Below are 3,820 nucleotides of genomic sequence, written 5' to 3' on the forward strand. Positions count from 1 at the left end.
ATTGAGCACCATGACGATGCCGAACCACAGCGGGTCGTAGCCTAGCGCCACGATCAGCGGCAGCAGGACCGGAGTGGTGACCACGATCAGCGAGACGGCATCGACGATCATGCCCAGCAAGAGCAATAGCAGCATGACGGCCAGGAGGATGGCCCAGGCCGGCAGGCCGCTGGTGGTGAGCGCCTCGGTGAGCAACTGGGGCACGCGCACCATGTTGAGGTAGTCACCGAAGATCTTGGCACAACCGATGATCAGCAGGATGGCGCCGCTGATCCTCGCCGTGGAGCCCAGTATCTGCAGGAAGCGGCTCCAGCTCAGGCTACGGAAGATCAGGGTGGCAATCAGGAAGGCGCCCAGAGCACCGATGCCGGCGGCTTCACTGGGCGTGGCCAGGCCGGAATAGATGGAGCCGAGCACGACGACCACCAGCAGGGCGGCGTGCCAGATGTTGGCCAGGCTCATCCAGCGCTCCTTCCAGGTGAAGCGCTCCGTCAAGGCCGGTGCCTCCTCGGGGTGCAGACCCACGCGGATATAGATGTAGATCGACAACGCCAGAGCCAGCACGATTCCCGGCACGATGCCGCCGATGAACAGATCGGCGACCGAAACACTGGAAACCGCCCCATAGATGATGAAGGGCACGCTGGGCGGGATCAGCATGGCCAGGGCGCCGGCGGTGACCACCGAGCCCGCGGCCAGGGAACGGCTGTAGCCGCGCTCGAGCATCTGGGGCACGGCGATGGAGCCTACCGCCGCGACCCCCGCCAGGCTGACGCCGGAGACCGCCCCGAACATGGCAGAGGCCCCGACCGAGGCGATAGCCAGGCTGCCGCGCAGCCAGTTCAGCCAGCGCACCGCCGCATGGAAGAGGCTGGAGCCCACCGGCGTGGCACCCAGAAAGTTGCCCATCAGGATGAATAGCGGCAGGGCGATCAATTCGAAGGCATTGAGCTGGCCGAACAGCGAGGAGGGGGCGAAGAAGAAGGCCAGCGAGCCGCGAGCCATGTAAAGGCCCAGCAGACCGGACAGGCCCAGCGCGAGGAAGATCGGGAAACCGATGGCGATCAGGCCCACCAGCAGGAGAACGACGAAGACAGGATCCATGGCGATGCTCCGCTCAGATCACCTGCTCGGCGCGCAGGGCGTCGAGAGTGTCAGGTGAATAGCCGAGCCAGTCGCCCAGGATGACCTCGGTGTGCTCGCCCAGGGCGGGACCGACGTGCCGGATGCGCCCCGGGGTATCGGTCAAGCGGGGGAAGACGTTCTGCATCGGGAGGGGTTTGCCATGGCGGTCGGGGACCTCGACGATGGAATCACGGGCCTGGAAGTGCGGATCCGCGAGCATGTCCGGCGCCCGGTAGACCAGGCCTGCCGGGACACCGGCCCGGGCCAGGATGTCGACGACGGTCTGCGAATCGTGATGGCGGGTCCAGGCGGCGACCAGATCGTCGATGGCCTGCTGATTCTCGCCGCGTGCCCGGTGGGTGGCGTAGTCAGGGTGATCGGCAAGGCCGGGTTGCCCCATCGCCTCGCAGAGTCGGCGGAAGACACTGTCCTGGTTGGCACCGATGATCACGTCGCGTCCGTCGCGAGCCGGATAGGCGTTGGACGGGGCGATCCCCGGCAGGAAGCTGCCGCTGCGCTCGCGTACCTTGCCGGCCCGGGCATATTCGGGAATCAGGTTCTCCATCATCGCCAACACGGATTCGAAGATGGTGCTATCCACTACCTGGCCGCGTCCGCTGCGCTGGCGCTGGTGCAGGGCCACCAGGGTGCCCATGGCCCCATGCAGGCCCGCCAGGCTGTCACCGATGGAGATGCCCACGCGTACCGGGGGGCGGTCGGGGTAGCCACTCAGATAACGCAGCCCGCCCATGGCCTCGCATACCGAGGCGAATCCGGCCCGGGAGGCATAGGGGCCGTCCTGTCCGAAGCCGGTGACCCGGACCATGATCAACCCCGGGTTGTCCCGGGACAGGGTCGCGTAGTCCAGCCCCCAGCGCTCCATGGTGCCGGGGCGGAAATTCTCGATCAGGATATCGGCCCGAGCGGCCAGGTCACGCAGGATCTCCTGCCCGCGAGGCTGTCGCAGGTCCAGGGTCATCGATTGCTTGTTGCGGCCGATCAGGTTCCACCACAGGGGGTCGCCGGTCTCGCTGTCGGCCTCACCCCACTGGCGCATGGCATCGCCCTTGCCGGGTGGCTCGATCTTGATGACCTGGGCACCGAAGTCGGCAAGAATCTGGCCGCAATAGGGCCCGGCAATCAGTTGACCCAGCTCGAGGACCTTGAGGTCGTCGAGCGGTATGTCGGTTAGCGAAGGGGAGTCGGGCATTGTTGTTGTCATTCCTCGGCTGATGAATCCTGTTCCGATACGGGACTCAAGTGGCTTGGTGCATACTGGGCCTTCTCGGCGGCTCGCTGACCGTCTCGTGGAGGCCCCTGGCGGCCAGCAGGTGGGAGTACATCACGCTCTCGGCCCAGGTCGGGCTTCCGGCATCGATGGCCTGCAGGATTTCGCGGTGGTGTCGCATGCTACGTTGCAGAGCCTGGTGGTCGTACTGGTCGAAATTACGGCGAATGATCGAGGTGCTGACCACCATCTCCTGCACGTTGAAGAGACGCTGGTTGTCGCTGGCCAGGATGAGCTCCCGATGGAAGTCGTGGTTGAGGATGGCGATCTCGTTGCGGGCCTCCGGGCTGACTCTGTCGGGTTCGGAGAGAGCCTCCATCCGGATGGCCAGCGCCTCCAGGCGTTCTCGGCAGGCCGGCGTCATTTGCTGGCAAGCCAGGTTGGCCGCCATGGGCTCCAGCACCAGGCGCAGCTGGAAGACCTCGCGGGCATCGCGCTCCGTCCAGGCCACCACCCTTGCCCCCTGATGCGGGATCGCCTCGAGCCAGCCCTCGGAAACCAGCTCGCGAAGGGCTTCCCGCACGGGCGTACGACTCACCTCGAGTTCACGGGCCAGGCTCGACTCGCGGATGTACTCGTCGGGCTGATAGTCCCCGCTCAGAATACGCTGCTTGATCGCGTGATGGACCTGGGCGGTGGCCGTTCGAGGGATCTCGGAAGACACCTTCGGCGCTGTCCTGAGCATGGATGTTTTCTCTGATTGCATACAACCGTGAGAATAAAAGCATTTTTGGGGGATTATTAGTAGACTTTAGGATTAAATTGCATGCAACAAGCTAACAACTGACCTGGAAGTCTGTCGGATTTTACCGATCGGCTCGACGTGTCACCTGTATTGCTCGATCACATCCCGCGTCTGCGAGGGATCGAACACCGTATCGAAGGCCCACTGGCCGAAGCCGCCCTGGTCGTTGACCGCGGCCACCCAACTGGCCATGGCGTTGCGCTTTTCGGCGTTCTGCGGGCTGTCCTGGCCCTTGACCTCCAGCACGAGAGTCTTGCCGCTGCTCAGGCGGATCAGGTAGTCCGGCAAGAAGTTGCGTGACGAGCCGCGCCACAGGTAGCGCACCTTGAAGTCCAGGTGGTCGTTCTTGGCCCAGGCGGCGATATCGGGGTGATCCTCGCAGATGTCGGCGACCCGTTTCTCCCAAGTGCTGTCATAGACCACATGGCTGATCTGCGAGCGCTGGGTGGCGGCGCAGGGCTTGGTGGTCAACCAGGGGCGCATGGTGGCGGTCGAGCCGATGGGGCGGTGCTCATCGAAGATCAGCTCCTGGCGCTCGACGTTCTGCTCGGTCACGAAGCGGCTGACGTGGGCCACCACCGTGTCCATGTTCAGGGCGAACAGCAGGCGACGACGCACCGGGTCCTGATGCCAGAGACTGGGGATGTCGAGTTTGTCGCTGG

Annotated in this window: 3 protein-coding genes and 1 pseudogene; all 4 read right to left on the reverse strand. The window is 64.7% G+C overall.

Going from position 1 to position 3,820, the window contains the following annotated elements; translation table 11 throughout:
* Window positions 1–1,104 (reverse strand): TRAP transporter large permease (locus ACESMD_RS13670; RefSeq protein WP_372614064.1); only part of this gene is annotated, 1,104 nt, incomplete at its 3' end.
* Between the two features lie 13 nt (window positions 1,105–1,117).
* Window positions 1,118–2,335: a CaiB/BaiF CoA transferase family protein gene (locus tag ACESMD_RS13675; protein WP_372614066.1), complete on the reverse strand. Its 1,218-nt coding sequence runs from the start codon at window positions 2,333–2,335 to the stop codon at window positions 1,118–1,120.
* A 46-nt stretch (window positions 2,336–2,381) separates the two neighbouring features.
* Window positions 2,382–3,077, reverse strand: a complete 696-nt coding sequence (locus ACESMD_RS13680; RefSeq protein WP_372614068.1) for a GntR family transcriptional regulator — start codon at window positions 3,075–3,077, stop codon at window positions 2,382–2,384.
* Between the two features lie 162 nt (window positions 3,078–3,239).
* Window positions 3,240–3,820: pseudogene (locus ACESMD_RS13685) on the reverse strand (restriction endonuclease); the annotation flags it as partial.

This window comes from Halomonas sp., from assembly GCF_041689495.1.
Classification (GTDB): domain Bacteria; phylum Pseudomonadota; class Gammaproteobacteria; order Pseudomonadales; family Halomonadaceae; genus Halomonas.

What these genes read in the sequence shown, in the direction of transcription:
- ACESMD_RS13675 (WP_372614066.1), bottom strand. Translation starts at nt 2,335, where the DNA reads ATGCCCGACTCCCCTTCGCTAACCGACATACCGCTCGACGACCTCAAG.